Origin of the sequence: Trichocoleus sp. FACHB-40, from assembly GCF_014695915.1 — a bacterium.
In the GTDB taxonomy this organism is placed as follows: Bacteria; Cyanobacteriota; Cyanobacteriia; order Cyanobacteriales; family FACHB-T130; genus Funiculus; species Funiculus sociatus.
This window is the reverse complement of sequence record NZ_JACJPF010000098.1, coordinates 86,235-110,150: the sequence shown is the minus strand read 5'-3', so window position 1 is coordinate 110,150 and position 23,916 is coordinate 86,235. Positions and strand designations below refer to the sequence as shown.

At 45.0% G+C, this 23,916-nt stretch carries 22 protein-coding genes and 1 pseudogene; 11 read left to right on the top strand and 12 right to left on the bottom strand.

The window, feature by feature from the left end:
* Positions 1–93: 93 nt before the first annotated feature.
* The 5 genes from rfbF to H6F63_RS21505 all read right to left on the bottom strand — a co-directional run bounded on the left by rfbF (position 94) and on the right by H6F63_RS21505 (position 7,045).
* Positions 94–870, bottom strand: coding sequence for a glucose-1-phosphate cytidylyltransferase (gene rfbF, locus H6F63_RS21525; protein ID WP_190639490.1), 777 nt, complete (start codon positions 868–870; stop codon positions 94–96).
* 606 nt (positions 871–1,476) lie between these two features.
* On the bottom strand, positions 1,477–2,436 hold the full coding sequence (locus H6F63_RS21520; protein ID WP_190639489.1) for a glycosyltransferase family 2 protein: 960 nt from the start codon (positions 2,434–2,436) through the stop codon (positions 1,477–1,479).
* An 83-nt stretch (positions 2,437–2,519) separates the two neighbouring features.
* Positions 2,520–3,701 (bottom strand): glycosyltransferase, encoded by a 1,182-nt coding sequence (locus H6F63_RS21515; RefSeq protein ID WP_190639488.1) that lies wholly within the window; start codon positions 3,699–3,701, stop codon positions 2,520–2,522.
* A 147-nt stretch (positions 3,702–3,848) separates the two neighbouring features.
* Positions 3,849–4,838 (bottom strand): hormogonium polysaccharide biosynthesis glycosyltransferase HpsE, encoded by a 990-nt coding sequence (gene hpsE, locus H6F63_RS21510; RefSeq protein WP_190639487.1) that lies wholly within the window; start codon positions 4,836–4,838, stop codon positions 3,849–3,851.
* A 734-nt stretch (positions 4,839–5,572) separates the two neighbouring features.
* Positions 5,573–7,045 carry a leucyl aminopeptidase gene (locus H6F63_RS21505; RefSeq protein ID WP_190639486.1) on the bottom strand — a complete coding sequence of 491 codons (1,473 nt, stop codon included), beginning with the start codon at positions 7,043–7,045 and terminating at the stop codon, positions 5,573–5,575.
* A gap of 196 nt (positions 7,046–7,241) precedes the next feature.
* Between H6F63_RS21505 and H6F63_RS21500 the strand changes: the two genes are divergently transcribed.
* Positions 7,242–9,449, top strand: coding sequence for a transglycosylase SLT domain-containing protein (locus H6F63_RS21500; RefSeq protein ID WP_190639485.1), 2,208 nt, complete (start codon positions 7,242–7,244; stop codon positions 9,447–9,449).
* Between the two features lie 575 nt (positions 9,450–10,024).
* Here the strand turns inward: H6F63_RS21500 and H6F63_RS21495 are convergent.
* Positions 10,025–10,186, bottom strand: a complete 162-nt coding sequence (locus H6F63_RS21495) for a hypothetical protein (RefSeq protein WP_190639484.1) — start codon at positions 10,184–10,186, stop codon at positions 10,025–10,027.
* Positions 10,187–10,306: 120 nt separating this feature from the next.
* Between H6F63_RS21495 and H6F63_RS21490 the strand changes: the two genes are divergently transcribed.
* From H6F63_RS21490 to tatC, 3 genes are all read left to right on the top strand, one after another.
* On the top strand, positions 10,307–10,453 hold the full coding sequence (locus H6F63_RS21490; RefSeq protein WP_190639483.1) for a hypothetical protein: 147 nt from the start codon (positions 10,307–10,309) through the stop codon (positions 10,451–10,453).
* Positions 10,450–12,702 carry a transglycosylase SLT domain-containing protein gene (locus H6F63_RS21485; RefSeq protein ID WP_190639482.1) on the top strand — a complete coding sequence of 751 codons (2,253 nt, stop codon included), beginning with the start codon at positions 10,450–10,452 and terminating at the stop codon, positions 12,700–12,702. Before H6F63_RS21490 ends, H6F63_RS21485 begins: the two co-directional genes overlap by 4 nt.
* 115 nt (positions 12,703–12,817) lie before the next feature.
* A complete protein-coding gene (gene tatC / locus H6F63_RS21480) occupies positions 12,818–13,606 on the top strand; it encodes a twin-arginine translocase subunit TatC (protein WP_190639481.1) in 789 nt (262 codons plus the stop codon).
* Positions 13,607–13,630: 24 nt separating this feature from the next.
* Here tatC and H6F63_RS21475 read toward each other — a convergent pair whose 3' ends face one another.
* A complete protein-coding gene (locus tag H6F63_RS21475; RefSeq protein ID WP_190419498.1) occupies positions 13,631–13,939 on the bottom strand; it encodes a DUF3067 family protein in 309 nt (102 codons plus the stop codon).
* Between the two features lie 238 nt (positions 13,940–14,177).
* Between H6F63_RS21475 and petC the strand changes: the two genes are divergently transcribed.
* Together petC and petA are read left to right on the top strand one after the other, a co-directional pair.
* The gene (petC, locus tag H6F63_RS21470; protein ID WP_190419496.1) at positions 14,178–14,717 is read left to right on the top strand and encodes a cytochrome b6-f complex iron-sulfur subunit; all 540 of its coding nucleotides are present in this window, start codon (positions 14,178–14,180) and stop codon (positions 14,715–14,717) included.
* A gap of 96 nt (positions 14,718–14,813) precedes the next feature.
* A complete protein-coding gene (gene petA / locus H6F63_RS21465; RefSeq protein WP_190639480.1) occupies positions 14,814–15,803 on the top strand; it encodes a cytochrome f in 990 nt (329 codons plus the stop codon).
* A 166-nt stretch (positions 15,804–15,969) separates the two neighbouring features.
* Here petA and fabD read toward each other — a convergent pair whose 3' ends face one another.
* Complete coding sequence (gene fabD, locus H6F63_RS21460; RefSeq protein ID WP_190639479.1) at positions 15,970–16,914, bottom strand: ACP S-malonyltransferase; 945 nt, start codon at positions 16,912–16,914, stop codon at positions 15,970–15,972.
* Between the two features lie 323 nt (positions 16,915–17,237).
* On the opposite strand from fabD, the gene H6F63_RS21455 reads away from it, so the two are divergent.
* Positions 17,238–18,617: a CHAT domain-containing protein gene (locus tag H6F63_RS21455; RefSeq protein WP_190639478.1), complete on the top strand. Its 1,380-nt coding sequence runs from the start codon at positions 17,238–17,240 to the stop codon at positions 18,615–18,617.
* 34 nt (positions 18,618–18,651) lie between these two features.
* Here the strand turns inward: H6F63_RS21455 and H6F63_RS29495 are convergent, their stop codons facing one another.
* Positions 18,652–18,798 carry a hypothetical protein gene (locus H6F63_RS29495; protein ID WP_199298191.1) on the bottom strand — a complete coding sequence of 49 codons (147 nt, stop codon included), beginning with the start codon at positions 18,796–18,798 and terminating at the stop codon, positions 18,652–18,654.
* A 26-nt stretch (positions 18,799–18,824) separates the two neighbouring features.
* Positions 18,825–18,959 (bottom strand): hypothetical protein, encoded by a 135-nt coding sequence (locus H6F63_RS30650; protein ID WP_277875803.1) that lies wholly within the window; start codon positions 18,957–18,959, stop codon positions 18,825–18,827.
* Between the two features lie 244 nt (positions 18,960–19,203).
* On the opposite strand from H6F63_RS30650, the gene H6F63_RS21445 reads away from it, so the two are divergent.
* Positions 19,204–19,917 (top strand): Uma2 family endonuclease, encoded by a 714-nt coding sequence (locus tag H6F63_RS21445; protein WP_190639477.1) that lies wholly within the window; start codon positions 19,204–19,206, stop codon positions 19,915–19,917.
* 65 nt (positions 19,918–19,982) lie between these two features.
* Here H6F63_RS21445 and H6F63_RS21440 read toward each other — a convergent pair whose 3' ends face one another.
* On the bottom strand, positions 19,983–21,572 hold the full coding sequence (locus H6F63_RS21440; protein WP_190639476.1) for a glycoside hydrolase family 57 protein: 1,590 nt from the start codon (positions 21,570–21,572) through the stop codon (positions 19,983–19,985).
* Positions 21,573–21,875: 303 nt separating this feature from the next.
* On the opposite strand from H6F63_RS21440, the gene H6F63_RS21435 reads away from it, so the two are divergent.
* The 3 genes and pseudogenes from H6F63_RS21435 (at position 21,876) to H6F63_RS21425 (ending at position 23,690) form a co-directional block, all read left to right on the top strand.
* On the top strand, positions 21,876–22,592 hold the full coding sequence (locus H6F63_RS21435) for a hypothetical protein (protein WP_190639475.1): 717 nt from the start codon (positions 21,876–21,878) through the stop codon (positions 22,590–22,592).
* Between the two features lie 358 nt (positions 22,593–22,950).
* Positions 22,951–23,367, top strand: a pseudogene (locus H6F63_RS21430) (element excision factor XisH family protein).
* Positions 23,355–23,690 (top strand): XisI protein, encoded by a 336-nt coding sequence (locus H6F63_RS21425; RefSeq protein ID WP_190639474.1) that lies wholly within the window; start codon positions 23,355–23,357, stop codon positions 23,688–23,690. The pseudogene H6F63_RS21430 and the gene H6F63_RS21425 overlap by 13 nt, the downstream one beginning before the upstream one ends.
* Here H6F63_RS21425 and H6F63_RS31155 read toward each other — a convergent pair.
* Entirely contained in the window at positions 23,620–23,886 is a 267-nt protein-coding gene (locus H6F63_RS31155) for an element excision factor XisI family protein (RefSeq protein WP_347276830.1), read from the bottom strand. The genes H6F63_RS21425 and H6F63_RS31155 overlap by 71 nt on opposite strands.
* Between the last annotated feature and the right edge of the window lie 30 nt (positions 23,887–23,916).

The following is a 23,916-nucleotide window of genomic DNA, read 5'->3' as shown; positions in this document are numbered from 1 at the left end:
GATTGAGAACTATTTAAGAAGTTATAAAGTTTCAGGTATGAGTCATAAATACCTTGACCGCTCTTAACTTCCAACTCCTAACTCCTAACTATTTTACTGCCACACCTTCCAAGGTGCTTTATCACTTTTCCAAAGTTCTTCAAGATAGGTTTTATCGCGTAAAGTATCCATCGGCTGCCAAAAACCAGGATGTTTGTAAGCAGCAAGTTGTCCAGAGTCAGCTAGTTTTTCTAATGGCTCTTTTTCCCAAACTGTGGAGTCGCCTGCAATGTAGTCAATTACTTCTGGCTCCAGAACAAAATAACCACCATTTATCCAGGCTCCCTCTCCATCTTGCTTTTCTCTGAAGCTGATGATTTTATCTTGTTCTTCTCCCAGAGAAAGCGCTCCAAAGCGTCCAGCCGGACGGGTCGCAGTCAATGTTCCTAAAGTCTTTTGTTCTTTGTGAAACTCAATTAATTCTTTAATATTTACACTGCTGACACCATCTCCATAGGTGAAGCAGAAAGTTTCATTGCCAATATGCTCTCTTACTCGCTTTAGCCGTCCACCAGTCATGGAGTTTTCACCCGTATCTACCAATGTGACTCGCCAAGGTTCAGCATATCCGCTATGAACATTCATTTGGTTAAACCGCATATCAAAAGTGACATCGGACATATGCAAGAAGTAGTTGGCAAAATACTCCTTGATTATGTAACCTTTATAACCGCAGCAGATAATGAAGTCATTAATCCCATAGGCAGAGTATGTCTTCATAATGTGCCACAGTATGGGTCTACCACCAATTTCAACCATAGGTTTTGGTTTAATAGTGGTTTCTTCACTTAAACGAGTACCAAGTCCTCCAGCTAGTATCACTGCTTTCATGTATCACCTCATATTTCTCAGGGTTATCGCTAACTTTCGATAGATACACTAGCCCCCAATTGTCTGAGTAAGGTGTGAGGTTAGTTTTCCATGTCACAATTCTAGTGGAAACTCTAGAAATGACTGTAAAAATAACGTAAACTACTTACGGATAAATGTGAAGACTTGAAAAAGTTTTTGTAAATTCCCTGATATTTTCCTGAATAATATAGTTGTACTTGTAAGTATAATATCTCATTCTAAAGAAACCCTTGAGAACGAACTAAGCATCATTGGTCTTAAGGTATCAATATTTACTTAAATATACTGAATGGTTTTTTAGCAGATTTTGGCTGCGTACAAGTTATAGGCTTTATTTTTGAGACGCTAGATACACATCCCCCTTCGCCACCCTTAATAAGGGAGACAAAAAGGGGAGAGTATAGCAATCCTATTTGAGTTGTGACCCAGCCCTCTAGATACCCGACTTCTCTAAGAAATCGGGTATCTCGCCTTCACGAATCATTTAGGACTGCTATAGCATCACCAAAAGTAATTAGTAGTACCTTCATAGGTACGCCGCGCTTATTAATGAGTAGTACAATGCTTTAAATAGCTACTTTTGAACTATTTTCGGGCAAAAATTTTCTTTTTTATCAGGCTTCTAGCTCGTCTTGCTTCTCTGCTCACACGCTGCATTAAACTTGGAGTTGTACTGCCATAATAATATCTTTCTAAAACAAGGCTATCAGATTGGGAATCCCGCAAAATAAAATTGGGATGTTTAAGCGGAAATAACATGGCTTCAATAGGCATATTAGCCCGCCAATCATAAATATCTCTGGTATGCGTTGAGGTTAAACCAAAGCCAATATTAGAAACTAGATTAACATTAGGCACAACATACAATCCCTGTTGCAACCAGCAGGAAAGTACCCATTGATAATCCCAAGTATCTTTACGGTTTTCGTGGACAGCTTGAAATACGTTACTCCACCAATTTACAGCACGAGCATCTGATAATACATCCATCAGCCATCCCTGATCTCGGACTTCTGGCCAGAGCTTCATTTCCAGATCCATATGTTGCCATGCTCGTCGCCAAGATGCCCATCCCCACAAATTAGGGTAACGAGAATAATAGTAGCTGTAATCTGTCCGAGTGCTTCCCTTAAGGAAGTTACTGCCGCTAATTCCCATAATTTTCGGCTCATCTCGGTAATATTCGAGAATTTCTTCACAGAACCGAAAGAAACTGGGATGAGGTACGCAGTCATCTTCTAAGATAATTGCCTCTTCTACATTCTCGAATATCCAGTTTAAGCCACTGTAAATGCGATCTTTAGCGCTAAGAAAAGTATCAGAGTAATTTTTTAGAACTTCGCAGTCCCAATCAACACGTTCAATAATTGCACGAGCAGCTGCATTTAGTTCAGCTTGGTCTGGTTTGTTAGCTGGGGGAATATTAGAAATTACTAACAGCTTGGGTGGTTTTGCTTGACGGATTGCTTCAAATACCTTTTGGGTGGTATCGGGGCGCTTGAAGATGAAAATAGCAACTGGTGTTTTTAGGTGCCAATCAGCCATTAAGTTACCCCTTTGCGATCGCAGTAGATGTCATCGTCTAGTTTGACACGCTTGAACGCCGTCACCATGAACATTTCACAGTTTTAGCAGAATTCAGCCAGAATGCCATTGTAAATTTTTTCTAACTTTTCTGTATTGCGTTTTAAATTAAACTCTTGTTCTACGCGGTTGCGCCCAGCCATAGCAAAACGGTTTCTCAAGGAGGAATCGCCTAGCAGAGTTAAGATATGTTTAGCCATAGCTTCCCAATCTTTTTCTGGCACTAAGAAACCCGTTTCTCCATGAACTACAGCTTCTGGGATACCAGCATGAATAGAAGCGACAACAGGTAAACCCATTGCTGCGGCTTCATTAACAACATTAGGTAAGCCTTCAGAATCTCCTGTGGTAGCTGTGATGCTAGGCGCACAGAGCAAAAAAGCTCGATTCATCCACTCTTTAACAACGTCGTGCGATCGCGATCCTAAAAAACTGTAACGTTTTAAGGAACTTTTAGCTAGTTCTTCCAAAGTGGAACGCAGTGAACCATCTCCAATCATTACTAACTCGACTTCAGGCATTATTGCCTGCACCTGCGACATGGCCCGGATGAGATATTCGCAACCCTTTTTTTCCACCAGCCGCCCCACAAATAGCACTATTGGCTCACGCACCACGTTAGGATCTGGGGTGAATTTATCAACATTCACCCCAGTATAGAGGACTACAGCTTTTTCTGGCGGACATCCTTTTTCTATTAATTGGGAACGGATAAAATCAGAGACAGCAATGCAATACCGAGCTTCTTTAAATAGCTGCTGGCGTTTGCTTACGTAAAAATCTCTGTAAAACTGACCTCGCTTAAAAAAGAAATCAAGCATTTGCACACGCCCTTGCTTGATTTCACTGGCTTGCATTCCTGTGATGTCGTTTCCCCGAAAAGTTACCAGCAGAGGAATCCCCAACTTTTCAGCTAACAAGAGTCCCCAAATTCCGTCAAGGCCAAAGTGAGCGTGCATTATGCAAGGAGATAAATCTTGCATAAACTTAAACCATTTAGGATGAACAATGCCACCTATTTTAAAAGCGGTTTTCCAAATCCCCGGACGCGAGACTAAATCGCTGAGTGTGATGCTTCTTTCCTGGGGAATAAGGAATTTAGATTCCGGAGTTCGTGAAGTACCAACGTAGAATCCTGTATAGGATGAAAGACTTTCTACTTGAGTTGGGATAAAGGTTTCCGAGTAAGGAAGCAGTTTATCCCGATACATGATGATTTTTTTCATTACTTAGTTACCCTTCGCAGGCTTTGTTGCCTGGGGCTATACAAATAATGTCGTGACTAGCAGGCTTCCTTTCTCTGTACAAGGCGACTCGTCAGGTGTTTTCGCTTTCAGGTTCCTATCAATTGGATTTTGCGCTACTTTTATTTATTAGCAATGGCTCAAATTTGGCTGTTTTTTTTCGACAACTGGAGACTGAGAAGCTAAATAATGCTGTTTCCAAATATACAAAGGGCTGAAAAGCGTACTTAAAAATAGCTGCATTTCGCAAGCTGCAATGTTATCGGTATTGAGAATGCGGTAATTTTTGATGAAGTGGAGAATTACTTTGCGGAGGTCGCTTGCTATGTAGAAGGGGATAATCAAGGGCCTTTGCCAAGGTTTAAAGGCGATCATCCGAATATGGTGCCGACCAATACCAGCGCCCCGACACAAATCCATCAAATATTGTCTTTCTAAACGCCATTTTGGTATTTGATGGTAAATGCACATTTCCGGATTATGCCAAATTTCCCAACCTTGCCGCTTCAGGTATGAAAGTGCTTCTATGTCTTCACTTTTTACTGTTAAAGATGTACCAACTGGCCCTTTTAGAAACAGACGATTAGGAACACTTTCTAACCAGGCTTGTTTGCGAATCACCATTCCGGCACCAGGGGGAAGTACACGGTCATAGCGGAATGGTTTGTCACCACGATCTACGATAGCCATAATTGGAGCTATTTTGTTGAAGTTTTCTGGCGGAGCGGCTTCAAATTCTCCGCGAATTTCACTTCCATAAGCTCCGGCGTTTGGATGCGCTATCCCGAAGGAATAAGCTGCTGCAACCCAGTTGGGAGTCGGCAAATTATCATCATCAATAAAACCTATAAAGGTGCCTTTGGCTTCTTTTATTGTGCGTTGTCGTGCAACTGCTGCTCCTTGCTCAGGTTCAAGGTAATATCTGAGGGGATAATCTTTAGGCCAATTTGCTTGATATTCTTGAATAATCTGGGCTGTGTTGTCAGTGCTGTTATTGTCAACAATTACAATTTCCCAGTTTATCTGCTCTGTATTAATTTGCGATCGCAATCTCTCTAAAACATCTGGGAGGCGTTTTTGGGCGTTATACGCTCGAATAGCTACGGTAAAGTCAACCATTATTTTCACCTGTGGTGCTAGTGGTAGATGCCATATTACGGCGGTATATTTTTAGGTTCTGGTATAAACCAAACTGGAAAACTAGGCAGTAACTAATTTTTACCTACACTACAGCTAGTGGTTTTTCCTATTGAACCTCGATTCGATTCCCTTAGCTTTGGCTCTGGGTATTATCCTAAAACGATTTAAGTTTTGCGTCGTTGCGAGAGGAACTTTACTGGCGATCGCTCTTACAAAGCCCTTGCGAAAACTTATCCCTCTGTAGTAGCTATTCAGCTCAGGCAATGCGTAAATATGCTTAGTATATTACTAGGGGTTTAAACGCAGAATGCGATCGCAGTTGATTTAGGCATAATACTCAATACATCATATTTTTGCTATTAAAGATTAGTAATTTTATATAATCTTTAAATTTGCAGCTATTTTGGTTGATATTGTAAATTTTTAATAAACCTAGAGTAAGTCCAATTGGATTTTTAAAACTGGCTATTGGCGAGAGTTTCCCGCTCTAACATCCTTGCCTCCGAAATGGTAGAATTACACCACTACAAGGTACAACTATATTCAGGCTAAAGTGCTACCTCAGTAGAATCATCAGTCGAAGGGAGCAAAAGCGATCGCCTTGTGGGGATTTAGCATTTACTACGAGATTGAGTAATAATACCTTCAAAATTGGGGATTAAGAATTGAAAACAGGCAATTCTGCCTCTTTCCCAATCCCCAATCCCCAATCCCTAGTTCAGTACCCAGTTCACCAAAGTACGAACGCCGTAACCCGTAGCACCAGCATTGTTAACGCCGTTTTCCTTATCCGCCCAAACCGGGCCGGCAATGTCTAAGTGCGCCCAAGCCGTTTCCTTGACGAACTCCTTCAGGAATAAAGCCGCAGTAATCGAACCACCTGGACGAGGGCCAGTATTCTTCATATCGGCAATCTGCGACTTGAGTCCTTCAAAGTATTTCTCTTCCATAGGCATCCGCCACAGCTTTTCCCCAGCCATTTCCGAAGCCTTCAGCAACTCGTTGGCAACTGCATCGTCTGGACTCCACAACCCAGCAATATCGTCGCCCAGTGCAATTACGCAGGCACCTGTAAGTGTAGCTAAGTCAACAATAGCGTCAACGCCCAATTTTTCCGTAAATACCAGTGCATCCGCCAAAGTCAATCGACCTTCGGCATCGGTATTGTTAACTTCAATCGTTTTGCCGTTGGAAGCTTTGAGGACATCGCCTGGGTGCATAGCGTGACCGCTAATCATATTCTCAGTCACAGCAGAGATAAAGTGGACTTCCACATCTGGCTTCAACTGACCGATAGCCTTAGCAGCGCCAAGCGTGGCGGCACCACCACCCATATCCATCTTCATAGTCTCGATGCCGCTGCCAGCACCTTTAATGTTAAGACCACCAGAATCGAAGGTAAGACCTTTGCCGACAATTGCCAATTTCCGGCGGGGCGTTCCTTCTGGTTTGTAGGTGAGGTGGATGAACTTGGGGGGCATATCAGAAGCTTTAGCAACAGCTAAAAATGCCCCCATGCCAAGCTGTTCGCACTCTTGTTGTTCCAGAATTTCTAATTGTAGACCGTGTTCTGCTGCGATCGCTTGTGCAGTTTCGGCCATAGTTATCGGCGTACACTCATTCGCTGGTGCTGCGACCAGTTCCCGCGCCAGAATCACGCCATCAGCGATCGCTTTAGCGCGATTAATTGCCGACTCTTGACCGGGCAACGAGAGTAAATCAACACGTTCTAGCTGCACATCTTTGTCTTCCGGTTCAGACTTAAACCGATTATCCTTATGTAAAGCTAAGAGGATGCCTTGCGCGATCGCACTCGCACTCGCCTCTGCATCCTGATTCCACACTGGCAGACTAACCCCCAGAGTTTTGCACTTTTCCTTTCTCGCTAACCGGGCAACAACAGCAGCAGCCCGCCGCCAAGTTTCCAGCTTCAAAGCCTCTGGTTTACCCAATCCCACCAACATAATTTTGCGGATAGGGCTACTTCCACCAACGCGAGTTACAGCGCTACTGCCTTCTTTTCCCTTAAATTCCGTCTCTTCAATCAATTCCTTGATAGTCCCGGCGAGTTTTTCATCCAGCGCCGCCAAATCGCCAGTTATCTCCAATCCATCCTCAAATAGCCCAACAGCGAGGGCATCCCCAGACCAGTCCAAACGTGGCGTATCAGTCGATCGAAATTCCATTCCTGTGTTCTGCTGATTGTTTACCTGTATTAGTTACCAGTATCGATCAAAATCAAAAGCCAGGTTTTTGTAACGTTCCCTTACAGGGTTGCCCCAAGTCAGCTAATTTTTCGCCAGAGTATCAGCTAACTCGGAAACTTTGATTAAAATGCTAGAGTCTCAGGGAATTTGATTCAGACGTGGCGGAAAAGAAGCGATGTTGAAGCAGCGGAAAACCCAAATTTCTCTGGCTGTAGGGGCAGGGTTACTTGCCTTGGTAGCTGGGGCAACTCTGTCAGTACCACAATTGACCAGTTTGTTAGGGAAATTGATGGTTAATATTCAGCCTCAGGAGCAGTCAAGCCAGAATCAGGGGAGCCAATCTGCTCCTTCGGTTTTGCCATTAGCGTCGCTCCCGACGGCGCAGCGGGAAGCACAACTCGAAGCGATCGCCTCCAGCAATCAATCTATAGAGCGTAACCGCGCTCGTTATCTTTTGGCTAGCGATTTGATTGGCTCTAAGCAAGGGAAAAAGGCGCTCAAGCTGCTGGAAGGATTAGAGTCAGACTATCCAGTTATGGCACCCTATATTGCCCTAAAACGCGCTCAAGCTTACGAAGTTGCTGGTGACACTCAAGCGCAGACGACTAGGCAGAATTTAGTCAAACAGTATCCCGACTCACCAGCAGCAGCCGAAGCACTGTATGTGTTGGGTAAAAAGAATCCGAAATATTGGGACAGTGCGATCGCATCCTTCCCCAGCCATCCCCGCACCCTGGAAATTGTGCGTACTAGGTTGAGCAAAAATCCTAATCAGCCGCAGTTGCTCTTAATGCTAGTAAAATACGCTGGGAAGGAGCCGGGAATTTTTGCCGTACAAGATCGGCTAGTTACCCTGGATGCTGCTGCCAAGAAACAAGGCACAACCCTGCTAAAACCCGAAGATTGGGAAGCGATCGCATTTAACTACTGGGAAAACCGCAGTTATGAAAAAGCCAGCATCGCCTATGCTCGCGCACCCCAAACGGCCCGTAACGCTTATCGCACCGCCAGAGGGCTACAAATTTCCGCCAAAACACCAGAAGCCAGAATTGCCTACTCATCCTTAATCTCTAAATTTCCCGATGCCGATGAAACCGGACTCGGCTTGCGGCGTTTGGCAGAATTAGTCAAACCCCTAGAAGCATTACCCTACCTAGATCGCGTTATCAACAACTTTCCCGACGAAGCAGGTGAAGCACTCCTAGCCAAGTCCAAAATCCTCGAACAACTGGGAAGCTCTCAATCAGCCTCCGACGCGAGGCAATTGATGCTAACTAAATATGCCAGTTCCGACATAGCCGCAGAATATCGGTGGAAAGTAGCTCAACAACAGGCACAGCTAGGAGATTTCCGGGAAGCCTGGAAATGGGCGCAACCGATCACAATCAACAATCCCGATAACATTTTGGCTCCCAGAGCTGGCTTTTGGGTCGGCAAATGGGCAACTAAGTTGGGGAAACAGCAGGAAGCGAAAGCAGCTTTTGAACACGTACTAGCTAAGTATCCCCAATCCTACTATGCGTGGCGTTCTGCCGTCTTATTAGGCTGGGATGTGGGAGACTTTACCACCGTGCGTCAGTTGTCCCCGCAAGTAGTGCGACCCATCGAACACCCAGTCCTACCTGCTGGCTCCGAAAAGTTAAAAGAGTTGTACCAGCTAGGTCAACACCGGGATGCTTGGATGCTTTGGCAAGCCGAATTCCAAAACCGAATGCAGCCCACCGTTGCCGAACAATTTACTGAAGGCATCATGCAGCTAGGATTAGGCAACTACCTGAAGGGAATCTCTTATATTTCTACTCTCGAAGACCGTGAAACACCCGCCGAACTAGAGGAATACAAAGCTTTCAGGCAACAACCCGTTTACTGGCACAGTCTCTATCCTTTCCCATATCTGGAAATTATCGAAAGCTGGTCGCAACAGCGTCAGCTCAATCCTCTACTCGTAACAGCTTTAATTCGTCAGGAGTCGCGGTTTGAAAGTAAAATCCGTTCTGTTGCTGGTGCCGTTGGTTTAATGCAAGTGATGCCAGGAACAGGTAAGTGGGTTGCCGAAAAAATTGGAATTAAGCAATTTAATACGGAAAATCCCAACGATAACGTAAAATTGGGAACTTGGTTTCTTGACTTTACCCACAAGGAATATAACAACAACTCCATGTTAGCCGTTGCTAGTTACAATGCAGGCCCTGGTAATGTCTCGAAATGGCTTAAGCAAAAAGGATCTATCGATCCAGATGAATTTGTCGAAGAAATACCTTTTGATGAAACAAAGGGTTATGTCAGACAAGTTTTTGGTAACTATTGGAATTATCTGAGGTTGTATAATCCAGAAGTTTCTAAGTTAGTAGAAAAACACTCAGGCGTTCAGATACTGCGCTAAACAATTAAAGATAAAAAATTCAAGGGCAAATGTAGGGACATGGTAATACCATGTCCCTATTTTTCGGTTAGTGTTGTGAACCTCCAAGCTCCCCAATAAGGTTTAAAAAGGGGCTTTTAGAAGTGTCACCCTCATTTTCATAGAGTACAGGTGCATCCATCGCGAAGCTAGAGGGATCAGCCCTTAACCGTACAGTATTGTTTGCCTACAGCATGACACTTTCTTAAAAGTCACACATCACTTAACCATAGATTTTAATCTGTGGTAATTTATCGATTCTGGCAAAAACTGTTAGTCTTAATTTTTTTTAACAAGAAATTTAGGAGGACACCACTTTTGACAGAGGCTTGTTACCAATATTTTGCCTAGAGCAGCTTAATGCAATGTTTTGTAATCGGTTTCTCACTTAAATCGATTATCCTGGTTTAAAGAGTGTTCCATGCCTTCGGCTATGTGCCAGCAGCCTTAGCACAGAGGTCATTAATTCACATTTGCCAGCTAATTTACAGCGTTCTGCACTTGTGTTTTTTGGCTGATTGTGCATAAAAAACTGCTGAGGCAAGCACAAGCTATTCTTATTCAGAGTCTGAGGTTTTTCCAATCCACAGGATGATTTTGCGAATAGGGCTATCGACACCCAGCCGCATTATGGCATTGCGGACTTGTTGGGCTTTCAATTTAGTTTCTGGAATCAGTTCCTGCAAGGTACTAGTGAGGTTTTCAGGCAGCTGTGTCACATTTCCGGTCAATTCCACCGCCTTTTTTTACAATCCAATTGCTAGGGCATCTCCCAAGAAAAATCAAACGCGGCGGAGCAGTAGCGTTAAATTTCAGCGTTTTGTTAATCAAGGATATTTGTGAGTGTTAGTCAGCGATCGCATAATCGCAAAAAGGCTCACCTTGGAGGTACGAGGACTGGTTCAAAGCTTGACAAAGGGATAGCACTAACAACCACCGAATCCCAGAAAAGAGAGATGGATGTCCGTCGCACGGAGGTTATATGAGAAGGTCACGTCCTATTTTTGCCCGGAAAAACTCGCGTCTGGTTTTCTCGCGAGCCAACCAATCAAGAAGGAAAAATCAAGTCGTCCTGGCTGCCGTTGCGGGATTAAGTGCCTTGGTGATTGGCACAACCATGTTACCCAAGAAGTATAGCGGCTGGCTGGAGGGATTGGTTACTTGGGTTCCTTTCCAAGTGCAGAACAGCTTGTTAATGCGGGAAAATGACGACTCAGCTGTTGCCCGTTTAGTATCGCTACCAGCAGAAGAGCGGACATCGCAACTAGAAGCGATCGCTAACGGAAAATTATCTCTCGACCGCAGTCGCGCCCGTTATCTGTTGGCTAGCGATGCGATTGCTGCAAAGCAAGGTGAAAAGGCACTCTCCCACTTAAAAGCCCTAGAGCGTCAATATCCGGTTTTATCCGGACATATTCTCCTCAAACGAGCGCAAGCTTACGAGCTTACTGGCGACAAAGGTAAAGCCAAACAAACTTGGGAAGAGTTGGCACGCCATTCTAAAGAACCCGTGGCAGCTGAAGCTTTATATGTACTAGGAAAGACGGATCAAGAATATTGGCAGCAAGCAATTGAGGAATTCGAGAGCCATCCTCGCACCCTGGAAATAGCACGGTCTTTGCTCAAAGAAAATCCCAATCAGCCGGAATTGATGCTGTTGCTGGCAAGATACGCCTTTGACACACCCTCCATTACCTCCGTGCTAGACAAGTTAGTTGGTTATCCGGACGCGATCAAGCCGGAAGACTGGGAAGCGATCGCTCTAGCCTACTGGGGAAACCGGAAATACGGTCAAGCTAGCGCCGCTTATGCTAATGCCCCCCGCACGCCTAAGAACGCCTACCTCGCCGCTAGGGGACTCCAGCTAGCCGAGAAAAGACCACAAGCAGTCCGCGCCTATAAACAAATGGTGCAGGACTTCCCCAAAGCCGAAGAAACCGCCACAGCTCTGATCCAAATTGCCAAAATGGGCCCCGCGATAGAAGCGGTACCTTATCTCGATCAAGTTATTAATCAATTCCCCGATCGAGCTGGCGAAGCACTGGTATTAGAAGCTTCCGTTTTGGATAGTCTCAAAAGTTCTGAGGGAGCCGCCGAAGCTCGTCAAACATTACTAACCAAATATGGCGATTCCGATGCAGCCGCACAATATCGCTGGAAAATGGCTCAAAGTAGGGCAAGAGCTAAAGATTACCAAAGCGCCTGGAAATGGGCAAAACAAATTGCCACCGAAAATTCTGATAGCGAGTTAGGTCGTCAAGCCACCTTTTGGTCAGGTAAATGGGCTAAAAAGCTAGGAAAACAGCAGGAGGCGAAACAGGCTTTTGAGCAGGTGGTGACTAAGTACCCACAGTCTTACTATGCGTGGCGGTCTGCTGTGCATCTGGGCTGGGATGCGGGAGATTTTTCCACAGTACGCAAGCTAGATCCTAAAGTAAATTGGCCTGCCAAGCGACCAGTTCTACCCGTAGGTTCTGCGACTTTACAAGAACTTTACCAGCTGGGTCAAGACAAAGATGCTTGGGCACTCTGGCAAGCGGAATACAAAAACCGGATCAAGCCAAGTGTGGCAGAACAATTTACCGATGGTTTAATCAGACTCGCCAAAGGCGATCGCCTTCAAGGAATCTCTAAAATATCTAGTCTGGAAGACCGCGAAACACCTGAAGAACAAGCCCAGTACGAAACTTTACGGCAACAGAAGGCTTACTGGCAAGCTCTCTATCCGTTGCCTTATATCGAAACTATTGAAACTTGGTCTTCCAAGCATCAACTCAATCCCCTACTCGTCCTCTCTGTAATCCGCCAAGAGTCAAGGTTTGAGCCAAAAATTCGTTCTTCTTCTGGCGCTATGGGCTTGATGCAGATAATACCAGCAACAGGTAAATCGGTTGCCGAAAAAATGGGAGTTAAGCAATATAAACTTGACAACCCCAAAGACAATATCAAGTTAGGCACCTGGGCTTTGGATGAAATGCACGATCGCTACAAGAATAATTCCCTCTACGCGATCGCTAGTTACAATGCTGGTTCCACGATTCTATCGAAGTGGCTGGGCGAAAGAAGTTTCAGCGATCCAGACGAATTTGTGGAAAATATTCCCTTTGAAGAAACCCAAGGTTACGTCAAAAACGTGTTTGGCAACTACTGGAACTACCTGCGCCTGTACAATCCAGAAGTTTCCGACCAAGTAGCAAAATACGCCGATGGTCAGCCAACCGCGCTAAAAAAATAAAAAATCGGGACAGGGTTAGCATCTTCTCAATCACGTTTTTCCCCATTTTTTAATCACCCAGACAGCAAGACATAGATAAAATAGTCAACAAATACTGAAACCAACCCCTTGACCGATGACGCTTCCTTCCGAAGTCGATACCGCACTCCCGCCAGACTTAGAATTGGCAACTTCACCCGAAGATGAATATCTTGATGAACTCCCTGCTGAAGTCGAAATGTCCCTGTTCGACCATCTGGAAGAGTTGCGGCGGCGAATTTTCTATGCGCTGATCGCTGTTGTTGTTGGTGTTGCAGGTTGTTTCCTGTTTGTCAAGGAAATCGTCCGCTTATTGGAAATCCCGGCGCAGGGAGTTAAGTTTCTCCAACTTGCACCAGGAGAATACTTTTTTGTCTCTATCAAAGTCGCTGGTTACAGTGGCTTGCTAGTCGCCAGTCCTTTTATCCTCTACCAGATTATCCAGTTTGTTCTACCAGGGCTAACTCGCCGCGAAAGTCGCTTAATAGGGCCAGTTGTCTTGGGGTCAAGCTTTCTGTTTGTGACCGGTCTGTTTTTCGCTTATGTAGCACTTATTCCAGCCGCGTTGAATTTTTTCATCAGCTACGGTGCAGATGTCGTAGAACAACTATGGTCAATTGACAAGTATTTTGAGTTTGTGCTGCTTTTGATGTTTAGCACTGGCTTGGCGTTTCAAATTCCCATAATCCAGCTATTGTTGGGCTTTTTGGGAATTGTCTCTTCAGCGCAAATGTTTTCTGGCTGGCGGCTGGTGATTCTGGGAGCAACTGTATTGGGTGCGGTGCTGACACCTTCCACCGACCCGCTTACCCAAAGTCTTCTCGCTGGTGCGGTGCTGGGTCTTTACTTCGGCGGTATCGGTTTGGTAAAGCTGTTAGGACGTTAAGATATTTATCTCGTTCCCAATTTCTCAGAGTATCCATTCGGAGGCGCGATCGCCCAAATCTAGGGGAATGCTTACCGCTTTGCCCAGACGAGGGCGATCGCGTGTCTGTTCAATATACTCTTGCACCGTTGATGCTCCACCCCAAGCATGGAGATAACCAGCGACAGTCTCCAGGTGCGCTATGTACTCCGCCTCTGACAGCGGAAAAGACACCTGCTCTAAATATTTCCACATCACCTGAACAAAAATCTTGTTCTGAACCCGCCTAATCTGGATATCGTATGAGCGTCCCCACTTGGAAAGCAGCAGTTGCTGAAGGTCTTGTCCTGTCATAATTTTTTATTGTTATAAATTTTATTCACATATCGTCATAAAGGAAGCGGTTCTTAAAATTATGATACGGTGCAAAAGAATGTAATAATACCCTAAGCAAGGCTGTAAACCTTTCCACAAAAGGGTTTGTGGCGGCCCTGAGTAGTGGTTGTTTGATATACATTTATTAGTCAGGGTTTAACAAATTCGGGGAAATATCCCCAAATTGTTTACATAGCTATACACTGAAGACGAAATCATGGCTCAACTTTCTGGATCAGCAGACGTTCCCGATATGGGACGTCGCCAATTTATGAACTTGTTAACTTTTGGTGCCATTACAGGAACAGCACTGGGCGCACTATATCCGGTTGTCAAGTATTTTATCCCGCCGTCGAGCGGTACAGGAGGCGGTGGTCTAACTGCTAAGGATGCCATCGGCAACGACATCATTGTGAGCGACTTTTTGGCGAATCACAATCCAGGCGATCGCAGCTTAGTTCAGGGCTTCAAAGGCGACCCCACCTACATTGTGGTGACAGAAGACAAACAAATCGAGAATTACGGTTTAAACGCTGTCTGCACCCACTTAGGCTGCGTAGTTCCCTGGAACTCCGGCGAAAACAGGTTTATTTGTCCCTGTCATGGTTCCCAGTATGACAACACTGGCAAAGTAGTCCGGGGCCCAGCACCTCTGTCCTTGGGACTGGTTCACGCCGCAGTCGTTGAAGACAAAGTTACTTTAACACCCTGGACGGAAACGGACTTCCGTACTGGCGAAAACCCCTGGTGGACATAGGGATTTTAGATTTTAGATTTCAGACTCAATCTAAAATCCACCCATCCACGCATCCAAAATTGTTTGAAATTGACACTTCCTACCCCTCCTTAATAGATGAGAAAAGCTTCTTTTGCGGCGATGTGTAAATTAGGCAAGCGGGTAATTGCTAAAAGCATCCTGGTGGCGATCGCCACCCTATCATTATTCTTCGCAAGCGATCGCGTCCTTCCCCAGTCAGCTAGCGCCTACCCCTTCTGGGCCCAGCAAACCTATCCGGAAACCCCCCGCGAACCCACCGGGCGGATCGTCTGCGCCAACTGTCACCTGGGTGCGAAATCCACCAAAGTTGAAGTTCCTCAATCAGTTCTGCCAGACACCGTATTTGAAGCCGTAGTCAAAATCCCCTACGACACCAACATACAGCAAGTGCAAGGTGATGGCAGCAAAGGCCCCCTGAACGTGGGTGCCGTATTGATGTTGCCCGAAGGCTTTAAGATTGCCCCAGAAGACAGAATTCCCGAAGAAATGAAGGAAAAAGTCGGGGAACTTTACTTCCAATCCTACAACGAAGACAAAGAAAACATCGTTATCGTTGGCCCTATCGCCGGCGATCAATACCAGGAAATTGTCTTCCCAGTTCTTTCTCCCAACCCAGAAACCGAAAAAGGAGTTTACTTCGGTAAATACTCCATTCATGTCGGCGGAAACCGGGGACGCGGACAAGTTTACCCGACTGGTGAAAAGAGCAACAACGCCGTCTATAACGCTTCTGTCGCTGGTAGAATCACCTCTATTGCCCAAGCAGAAGAAGGTGGCTCTCAAGTCACGATTCAGCCAGCAGAAGGCAATGCCGTTGTTGAGACAATTCCCGCAGGCCCCGATCTTGTCGTTTCCGAAGGGCAAGAAGTCAAAGCAGGCGAAGCTTTAACTAACAATCCTAACGTCGGTGGATTTGGTCAAGTAGACACCGAAATCGTCTTGCAAAGTCCCACCCGCGTCAAGTGGTTGATGGCATTCATCTTCGCCATCATGCTGTCTCAAGTCATGCTAGTGCTGAAGAAGAAGCAAGTAGAAAAAGTGCAAGCCGCAGAAATGAATTTCTAGTTTCTGTGCTGAATAATTGCGTGTAGGACAGGCGTTATGCCTGTCTTTTTTTTATTGTGCTTCTATTTCTTGCCAGTTGGCTATTTTTTGGTCGGGTGAGAGTAGAAGAGCGATCGCAAAGAGTAGCCGCTAAACTTAGAGAATTAAATATTGACCCAGATCCTCTCTAGAAACACACCAGCGGCTTATGAACGCGCTGACAACCGAAACTATATAATTCGCTTTCGCTAGTAACATTGGCCAATGCAAAGCCGAGGCGAGCAGAAACATTATCATGTAATTCTGCACGTTTAAGTAAATTTGTCAATACTTGGGTTGAACCAATTTCTACCACCCGTTTTACACCTTCTGCTGCTAATTGCAGGGTGATTTCTCGCCAGCGAACCGCACCAGTCATTTGCCGACCCAGACGTTCTTTCAAAACTGTGGCATCAACTGCTGGCAAGGGTTCTACATTTGATAAAACAGGAATTTCGGCTGTCTGAAACTCAATAGAATCTAACGCTTGCTGGAACGCGAAGGCAGCTGTCGCCATGAATGCAGAATGAAAAGCACCAGAAAGCTTCAGGGGAACCACACGCTTCGCCTCTACCTGGGATAGCACCAAGGCTACAGCTGCTGGAGATCCAGAGATTACCAATTGGTCTAAATTATCACTAGCTAGTTCCACATTAGGAGTTTGCTGGATTTGTTGTTCGAGAAGAATGCGATCGCATCCGATCAACACAGCCATCATCCCACTTGGAGCCTTATCCATCAACTCGGCGCGGCGCTTAATCAGGCGTAACCCCGATTCAAAATCATACACTCCAGCAGCATAAAGAGCGATGTACTCGCCCATACTGTAGCCTGCCACAAAATCGGGTTGGTGTCCCTGCTGCTTCATCAAGTCAGCAAGAATACTCGACACAACATAAATGCAAGGTTGGGTGTAGAAAGTCCGCGATAGCATTGTTTCGTTGCTTTGGCAGACTTCCAAAACCGACCAGCCTAAAATTTCCTCTGCCAGCTTAAACTTGGCTTTAGCAGTAGGTATATTTACTAAATCCAGCCCCATCCCTATCCTTTGGGAACCCTGACCTGGAAATACCCATGCAGTCTTTATAGCCATTCTTTCCAAAAAGATAAGGGGTTACTTTTTTGTAAAACAATAATGCAGCCTTTCATTCCAGAAGAGAAAACTAAAGGCTAGTTCTTGAATATAAAACTTTTGACAGGTTACAGATTTTTTAAGTTCCGCACTACCCGATCCACTCAAAACAAGAACCTCTGCGTACTTTGCTTTAAAACCTTTCTCCCCTTTCTAGACAGAAGATACCTCTCAAGAGGGTTGGCAATATCCCCAAGACAAGCTGATATTCAAGCTAACATCATCAATGGACGGCATTGCCTAGTAGAGCAAATTCTATGTAACTCAACATCAGTGAGCGGTTTATGAAATCAGTAGTAAGTAGCATTGGCGTTAGCTTGGCAGGATTATACATCATAGGAAGCGTCAGCAGCGAACCCATACTGGAAGTTGCGATCGCTTCCACTCCTAACCCCATCTCCATAGCCCAAGCTGCTAAACCCTCAAAAGTAGAAATCGCCCTTGACGAAGGCAACTTAACTGAGGCGGTGCCGCAAATCGAGACAACTTGGGAAAAGCAATATGAGGATTATTTTCGGGTAGCTTTCCCCGACAAGTCAATAACAGCTAAGGATGTCGCCAATACTTTAGACCGAATCAGCAAGCAAACCGGGGAAAACACTGCCCTGATTTACGTATTTCCCCGCGAACAACAACTAGAACTCGTGTTGATTACTCCAAAAGGTAAACCAATTCACAAGCGAATTCTAGCAGCTAAGCGCGAAGTTTTACTGGAAACAGTTAAAGACTTCCGAAAGAATATTGTCAATCACTCAATCCAAGGTAGTAAAGACTATTTTCCAGCAGCCCGGCGGCTTCATCAGTGGATTATTGCGCCACTGGAAGCAGACTTAGAAACTAATAACATAGACAGCTTAATTTTTTGCATGGGTGTTGGCTTACGCACTATGCCATTGGCAGCATTTCATGATGGGCAAAAGTTTCTCATAGAAAAATATAGTATTGGACGCATCCCTGCTTTCAAACTCACAGATACCAGATACGCTGACATCAAAAATTCCCCAGTTTTGGCAATGGGTGCGTCAATATTTAAGGAACAAGAACCATTACCTGCTGTGCCAGTGGAGTTATCTGCTATTACACAAAAGCTGCGGCGGGGTAAATCCTTTCTCAACCAAAAATTTACTCTAAATAATTTGCAGTCGCAACGCGCTTTGCAGCCTTTTAAAATTATTCACCTAGCGACTCATGCTGACTTTCTACCGGGAGTTCCCAGCAACTCCTACGTTCAGTTTTGGAACGAAAAACTGCGGTTGAATCAAATGAAGCACTTAAGCTGGAACAACCCACCAGTAGAACTGTTGGTGTTAAGTGCCTGTAGAACAGCTTTAGGTGATAAAGATGCAGAGTTAGGCTTTGCCGGGTTAGCAGTTAACAGTGGCGTAAAATCAGCTTTAGCTAGTCTGTGGTATGTATCAGATGAAGGAACTTTGGGACTGATGACAGAGTTTTATCGGCATCTGACTACTGCGCCTATTAAAGCAGAAGCGTTGCGGCAAGCCCAGATAGCAATGTTGAAAGGGCAGGTACGCATAGAAAATGGTCAGTTGCACTCTCCGAGAGGAAATATATCTCTACCGCCAGAACTGGCAGGACTTGGGAATCAAAATTTATCGCATCCCTACTATTGGGCAGCTTTTACAATAGTTGGTAGCCCGTGGTAAGAAAGGCAATCAGATAAGTAGGTTGGTTTTCGGTTTATTTTATTACCTCACTTAAACCTACTTGATATTCTTCTTTATGCAGAGCATACATAACCACTTTTTGTTCCGATGTTTTTATATTTGGAAGTTGACTTTCTTTAAAAATAAAGTCTTTTTCAAACTTTAAACCAACCTTTTCCATGACTTTTATGGATGTTTTATTATCTGCTAATGCTCAAGCAGCCACTCTGTTGACCACCATTGGGCAAAACCATTTAACACCAATTCTTGAGATACTTCAGTTGCGTAGCCTTTACCCCAAGTAGATTTAAGCAACCGATTACCAAGTGCAATCTCATCCATTAATGAAGCGTATAACTTCAGGATTGCTATTTAATTCAAATAAATTGCCAGCATCATTTTCATTAAACTGACGTAAAATTAATCTTTTCGTTTCAAGAATATTTTTCATAACCCACCTCTATAACTAAAAAATAAGATTTAAAAAAGATCAGGCTTTTTATTGGTTTGCAACGTTCTATGGAGAAATACTGCACGCTCAGACAAGTTGATATAAATTGGAGATAGCCTTAGTTGAGGGATAGAGATGACAACAACAGTCTCGCTGGAAGAATATATCCCAATCCAGATTGAGTATCCAGATGATGACGGTAAGCCGATGGCGGAAGGTGATGTGCAGTGTAATTACTTAATTTATGCTCGGAGTGCGCTGCGAATTTATTTTCAAAATCGTCCTGATGTATACGTCGCTGGCAATTTATTTATTTACTATGAAAAAGGTAATCCGGAGTCAGTTGTTGCACCGGAAACATTTGTCGTCTTTGGAGTAGAAAACAAGGAACGCCGTACTTTCAAAACTTGGGAAGAAAACAATAAAACGCCTGATTTCGTGTTGGAGATAACTTCAAAAACTACCCGCGCCAAAGATCAAGGTGCAAAAAAAGGAATTTACGCTTTTTTGGGAGTAAGTGAGTATTATCAATACGATCCTACAGGGGATTATCTCAATCCCCAAATCCAGGGTTTACGCTTAGTTGAAGGTAATTATTTGCCAGTAGCAACAACAACTTTGCCGGATGGTACAGTATCGTTAACCAGTGAAGTTTTGAAGCTGGAGTTGCGGCTGGAATCTGGAGAACTGCACTTTTACGAGCCAGCAACAGATAAAAAACTCCTTACCCATAATGAGGAAGCAGCAGCACGACAGCAAGCAGAAGATGCACGACAGCAAGCAGAGGAAAAAGCCCAGCGATTAGCCGCTAAACTCAGAGAGTTAAATATTGATCCAGACACTCTCTAAAAAGAAGGGGGGCTTGCCAAACCTAATAAAACCCCCCGGAATTCGGGGGGTTGGGGGTATCTGTATTACAAGGGACGATAAACTCGATAGTTGATTTCGGGGAAGATGTTGTCAATTTCCTCGACTTTTTCTAACCAACCGCTGTCGATTTTACCGATATTGATGTCATCGTAGAGCTTGTTGAAGCGCATGAGATGCGATCGCGTTCTTCGTACCGCATACGGTACCATCGTTCCAGTACGCATAATAAACGCCCAGTCAGAAGATTGCGCCAGCAGCAATTCTCGTGCGGCTTGGTTCAGCGCTTTCCACTCCAGTTCATCAGCAGGTTCCCGTCGTCCTAACTCAATCATCCGTTCTGCTGCTTTGTGCAAATGCGGATAAATCCAAGCATTAGTCTCATTCAACCAATACTCGTGGAAACCTTTGTAACCCCAACTCGACTGAGAAGGACGACAGACTTGCTGCGTCGGGTTGGCGCGTAAATAATCTGCCAAATGCGTCATCTGATAGGTACTTTGGTCATACCAAGACTTGCGGAACAGATAATCTATAAACCAGGGGCCTTCATACCACCAGTGTCCAAATAACTCTGCATCGTAGGGCGAGACGATGATAGGCGGACGCTGCATAATGTGGTGCAAGTGTTCAACTTGCCGCTCCCGATTATACGTAAAGTTGGCGGCGTGTTCAGCAGCCTTTTCCCGCGCCCAGTAAGGGTCATAAAGTTGCTTATCGCCCAACCCTAAACCACGCCCGGTAATCTTGTGATATTTGATGCCCGTATTCTTCCGCTGGCCGTTGGGCATGATGTAGGGCTTGATGTATTCATATTCTGCTTCCCAGCCCAAATCCTTGTAAAATTCCCGATATTCTGCCGCACCGGGATAGCCTACTTCTGAAGACCAAACCTGCTGGGAAGACTCGTGATCTCGACCGAAGGCAGCAACTCCGGTTTCTGTAAAGATGGGGGCGTAGGAGCCAAAGCGAGGGCGAGGACGGGCGTAGAGAATGCCATGCCCATCAGTGAGGAAGTAGCGCAAGCCCGCATCGGCTAACATCCGCTCTAGTCCTTCATAGTAGGCGCATTCTGGCAACCAAATCCCTTTGGGAGGACGACCAAAGGTTTGCTCGTAGTGTTCTACCGCTACCTGAATTTGCGCCCAGACTGCTTGGGGATACATCTTCATCAGCGGCATATACCCGTGAGTCGCGCCGCAGGTGATGATTTCCAGGTTGTTACTATCTAAGAATTGTTTAAACGCCGTCACTAAGTCCCGGTCGTGGCGTTCCCATGTCTGACGAATGGTGTGAAACTCATTCGTGTAGTGTTCCGCGAGGTAGCGGATATGACCGTTATTCTTGTTATGCTCAACTTCTAGTTGAGCTAGTTCTTCTAGTTGGGCTAAGTGTTCGTCGTAGCGCTCTTGTAGCAGAGGATCGCGTAGCATTGACACCAAAGGCGGTGTCATACTCATGGTGATTTTGAAGTCAATGCCGTCCCGCTTTAAGCCCTCAAATACGTGCAGCAGAGGAATATAGGTTTCGGTGATGGCCTCAAACAGCCACTCTTCTTCCAGAACATAGTCACTTTCAGGATGGCGGACGAAGGGCAGGTGAGCGTGGAGGACTAGGGCGAGGTAGCCGATGGGCATAATAACTTTGGGGGTTTGGGATAGATGTGGAATCGAGGCAAAGACGAATTTTAAATTATTTTAAGATTTTACGGCTAAAGGTAATAAGTATAAGAGCGGTTTAGTTTATTAGGGGCTAAAAGGCATAACGATAAAAGGCAAAATATAAGAGGTAAGAAATGGGTAATGGAAGACTGAGGGCTTGGGGCAAGATATTTTATAACAACCGTTTGCCAGCAATCTGGTGAAACGGGATCTGGAGTATCGTCTAGATGGCTTTTGGCTGTCTATCCTGATAAATAAGGATCAACCAAGTGAGAGCAAATGCCCAAAAATCCTTTGAGTTTATGTTTGTTGACCAGCACCCTTTGGTTTGGTGCTTCGATTGCTACTATTGCCCAAGCGCCTATCCCAGAACCAGCCCAAGAAGCACCTGCTCAAGCGCCTACTCCAGCGCCAGCGTCGTCTAATATAAAATTGACGCTGGAAGATTTGCCTGCTGGCTTCCAAGAATTACCGCCAGAAGTAGCAGCTGCTATTGCCTCAAATTTAGAAGTTCTTAGACAACAGCTGACTCAGGCAAACATCCAGCCGGAGAATTTCTTTGCTTTTGTCAATCAAGAGAACTTCCAAATCGTCTTAGGATTCACGGGAAATATGCCCTCAGAGCCGGATCGGGCAAACTTTGATGCCAGTCTGCAAGAAATGCAGAACCCGGAAGCACAGCAAAAAATGTTGAGCTTACTGCGGGAAAGGCTAAAAGGATACCAGGGACTAGAGGTTGTGGAATACAAATCGCTTCCGGAACTGAATAGCCTGGGGAATGCCTCCTCCGGCATGAGCTTGGCTCTCAAGCTGCAACAGCAGCCTGTGCGGATGGATGTAGCGGCTTTTCGCCGCAATCGGGTAGGGGCGTTAACAGCGGTGATTTATACAAATGGTAAACAACCATTAGTGCCAGTGGGGGATGTGGTTCGCAAGTTAGACGGGCGAATTTTGCAAGTGTCTCCTGCTGCTAATTTTCCGGGTTCAGTGAGGTAGAAAAAGCGATCGCGCTCAAATTAATTGAGGCTGATGTGCGATGTTAAACTCAATTTATTAATTCTCAATGGTTGTGGTGGGCTTTTGCTCACCCTACCTAATCAATCTGATGATTGCTTAAACTTAACAACTTGACTTAACTTCACTATGACCTGATGGAAATTGTCAGGAGTGAAGAAAGGGCGATCGCGTTTTTGTCTGTTTGAGTTATGCGATCGCTCTCCTACATCCACGTTGCGTTAGGGAAGCTTAGCGAAGGTATCGCGCCTTGAAGTAACAAGATTTAAGCCCTATAAACACTCAATAAACCAAGGTAATTTTAGAATAGGGGACTGTAAGCTCTATCGATAGGTTGCCTATGCCTGCCCTAGACATCTATCACGATGCTGTGAAGAATGCACTCGTCAAAGATGGTTGGACAATTTCTCATGATCCGTTTCATCTCCGATGGGGCAAAAAGGATATGTATGTCGCTCTTGGCGCACGGCAACTTTTGGCAGCCGAACGGGAGGAACGCAAAATTGCAGTAGAGATCAAGAGCTTTGTCGGTGCTTCCGAAATGGAAGACCTGAAAAATGCAGTCGGTCAGTTTGTTCTTTACCGGGCTGTAATGCGTCAAACCAATCCAAATTGGATTTTATATCTGGCAGTTCGCGACATAACGTTTAACTCTCTTTTTGAGTAACCAATCGGTCAACTCTTGATTGCTGATGAAAATCTGAACCTAATCGTATTTGAAGCTCAGAAGGAGGTAATTGTGCAATGGATACCTTAGAGAACTATCGAAATATTATTAAGACTGTTCTTGAACCCTACACTAAAATTCCATACGCGCATGGAGAACTTACTTGTAAAACAGTTTTTGATGAAGTAGCTGATAGCTATTTATTGATTACTCTCGGTTGGGATGCGGCAAGGCGTGTTCATGGATGCCTTGTTCATCTTGATATTATAGATAGCAAGATTTGGGTGCAACGAGATGATACAGAAGATGGCGTAACTCAGGAACTGGTTGCTGCGGGAATTCCTAAAGATAAAATAGTTTTGGGGTTTCATCCACCAGATGTGAGGCAGTATACAGGATACGCCGTTGCATAGCGATCGCATTTGGGTCTGTAACCCAAATCTTTCCACCTCGAATTCGCAGGTAAACCATTACTCCTTGAACTCTACGCTTGCCGTCCCAGCCAAGGTGAAACCAAAAGTAATGATCTCGAACCTCATCAAATGCCAAGCATTCCTCTACGCCCTCTCTAGGGGTGTTAGATGCCCACTCATAGTATTCTGTTAAGATTTTCTTGATAAAGTTGCGATAATTAGCTAA

Excerpts from the sequence above, each read along its gene's own strand:
- fabD (WP_190639479.1), bottom strand. The coding sequence starts at position 16,914 with ATGGCTATAAAGACTGCATGGGTATTTCCAGGTCAGGGTTCCCAAAGG.
- H6F63_RS29495 (WP_199298191.1), bottom strand. The coding sequence starts at position 18,798 with ATGGAAAAGGTTGGTTTAAAGTTTGAAAAAGACTTTATTTTTAAAGAA.
- H6F63_RS21485 (WP_190639482.1), top strand. The coding sequence starts at position 10,450 with ATGAGAAGGTCACGTCCTATTTTTGCCCGGAAAAACTCGCGTCTGGTT.
- H6F63_RS21440 (WP_190639476.1), bottom strand. The coding sequence starts at position 21,572 with ATGCCCATCGGCTACCTCGCCCTAGTCCTCCACGCTCACCTGCCCTTC.
- H6F63_RS21475 (WP_190419498.1), bottom strand. The coding sequence starts at position 13,939 with ATGACAGGACAAGACCTTCAGCAACTGCTGCTTTCCAAGTGGGGACGC.
- H6F63_RS21505 (WP_190639486.1), bottom strand. The coding sequence starts at position 7,045 with ATGGAATTTCGATCGACTGATACGCCACGTTTGGACTGGTCTGGGGAT.
- H6F63_RS21435 (WP_190639475.1), top strand. The coding sequence starts at position 21,876 with ATGCCCAAAAATCCTTTGAGTTTATGTTTGTTGACCAGCACCCTTTGG.
- rfbF (WP_190639490.1), bottom strand. The coding sequence starts at position 870 with ATGAAAGCAGTGATACTAGCTGGAGGACTTGGTACTCGTTTAAGTGAA.
- H6F63_RS30650 (WP_277875803.1), bottom strand. The coding sequence starts at position 18,959 with ATGGATGAGATTGCACTTGGTAATCGGTTGCTTAAATCTACTTGGGGT.
- H6F63_RS21500 (WP_190639485.1), top strand. The coding sequence starts at position 7,242 with ATGTTGAAGCAGCGGAAAACCCAAATTTCTCTGGCTGTAGGGGCAGGG.
- petA (WP_190639480.1), top strand. The coding sequence starts at position 14,814 with ATGAGAAAAGCTTCTTTTGCGGCGATGTGTAAATTAGGCAAGCGGGTA.
- H6F63_RS21455 (WP_190639478.1), top strand. The coding sequence starts at position 17,238 with ATGAAATCAGTAGTAAGTAGCATTGGCGTTAGCTTGGCAGGATTATAC.
- tatC (WP_190639481.1), top strand. The coding sequence starts at position 12,818 with ATGACGCTTCCTTCCGAAGTCGATACCGCACTCCCGCCAGACTTAGAA.
- hpsE (WP_190639487.1), bottom strand. The coding sequence starts at position 4,838 with ATGGTTGACTTTACCGTAGCTATTCGAGCGTATAACGCCCAAAAACGC.
- H6F63_RS21520 (WP_190639489.1), bottom strand. The coding sequence starts at position 2,436 with ATGGCTGATTGGCACCTAAAAACACCAGTTGCTATTTTCATCTTCAAG.
- H6F63_RS21515 (WP_190639488.1), bottom strand. The coding sequence starts at position 3,701 with ATGAAAAAAATCATCATGTATCGGGATAAACTGCTTCCTTACTCGGAA.
- petC (WP_190419496.1), top strand. The coding sequence starts at position 14,178 with ATGGCTCAACTTTCTGGATCAGCAGACGTTCCCGATATGGGACGTCGC.
- H6F63_RS21425 (WP_190639474.1), top strand. The coding sequence starts at position 23,355 with ATGGATACCTTAGAGAACTATCGAAATATTATTAAGACTGTTCTTGAA.
- H6F63_RS21445 (WP_190639477.1), top strand. The coding sequence starts at position 19,204 with ATGACAACAACAGTCTCGCTGGAAGAATATATCCCAATCCAGATTGAG.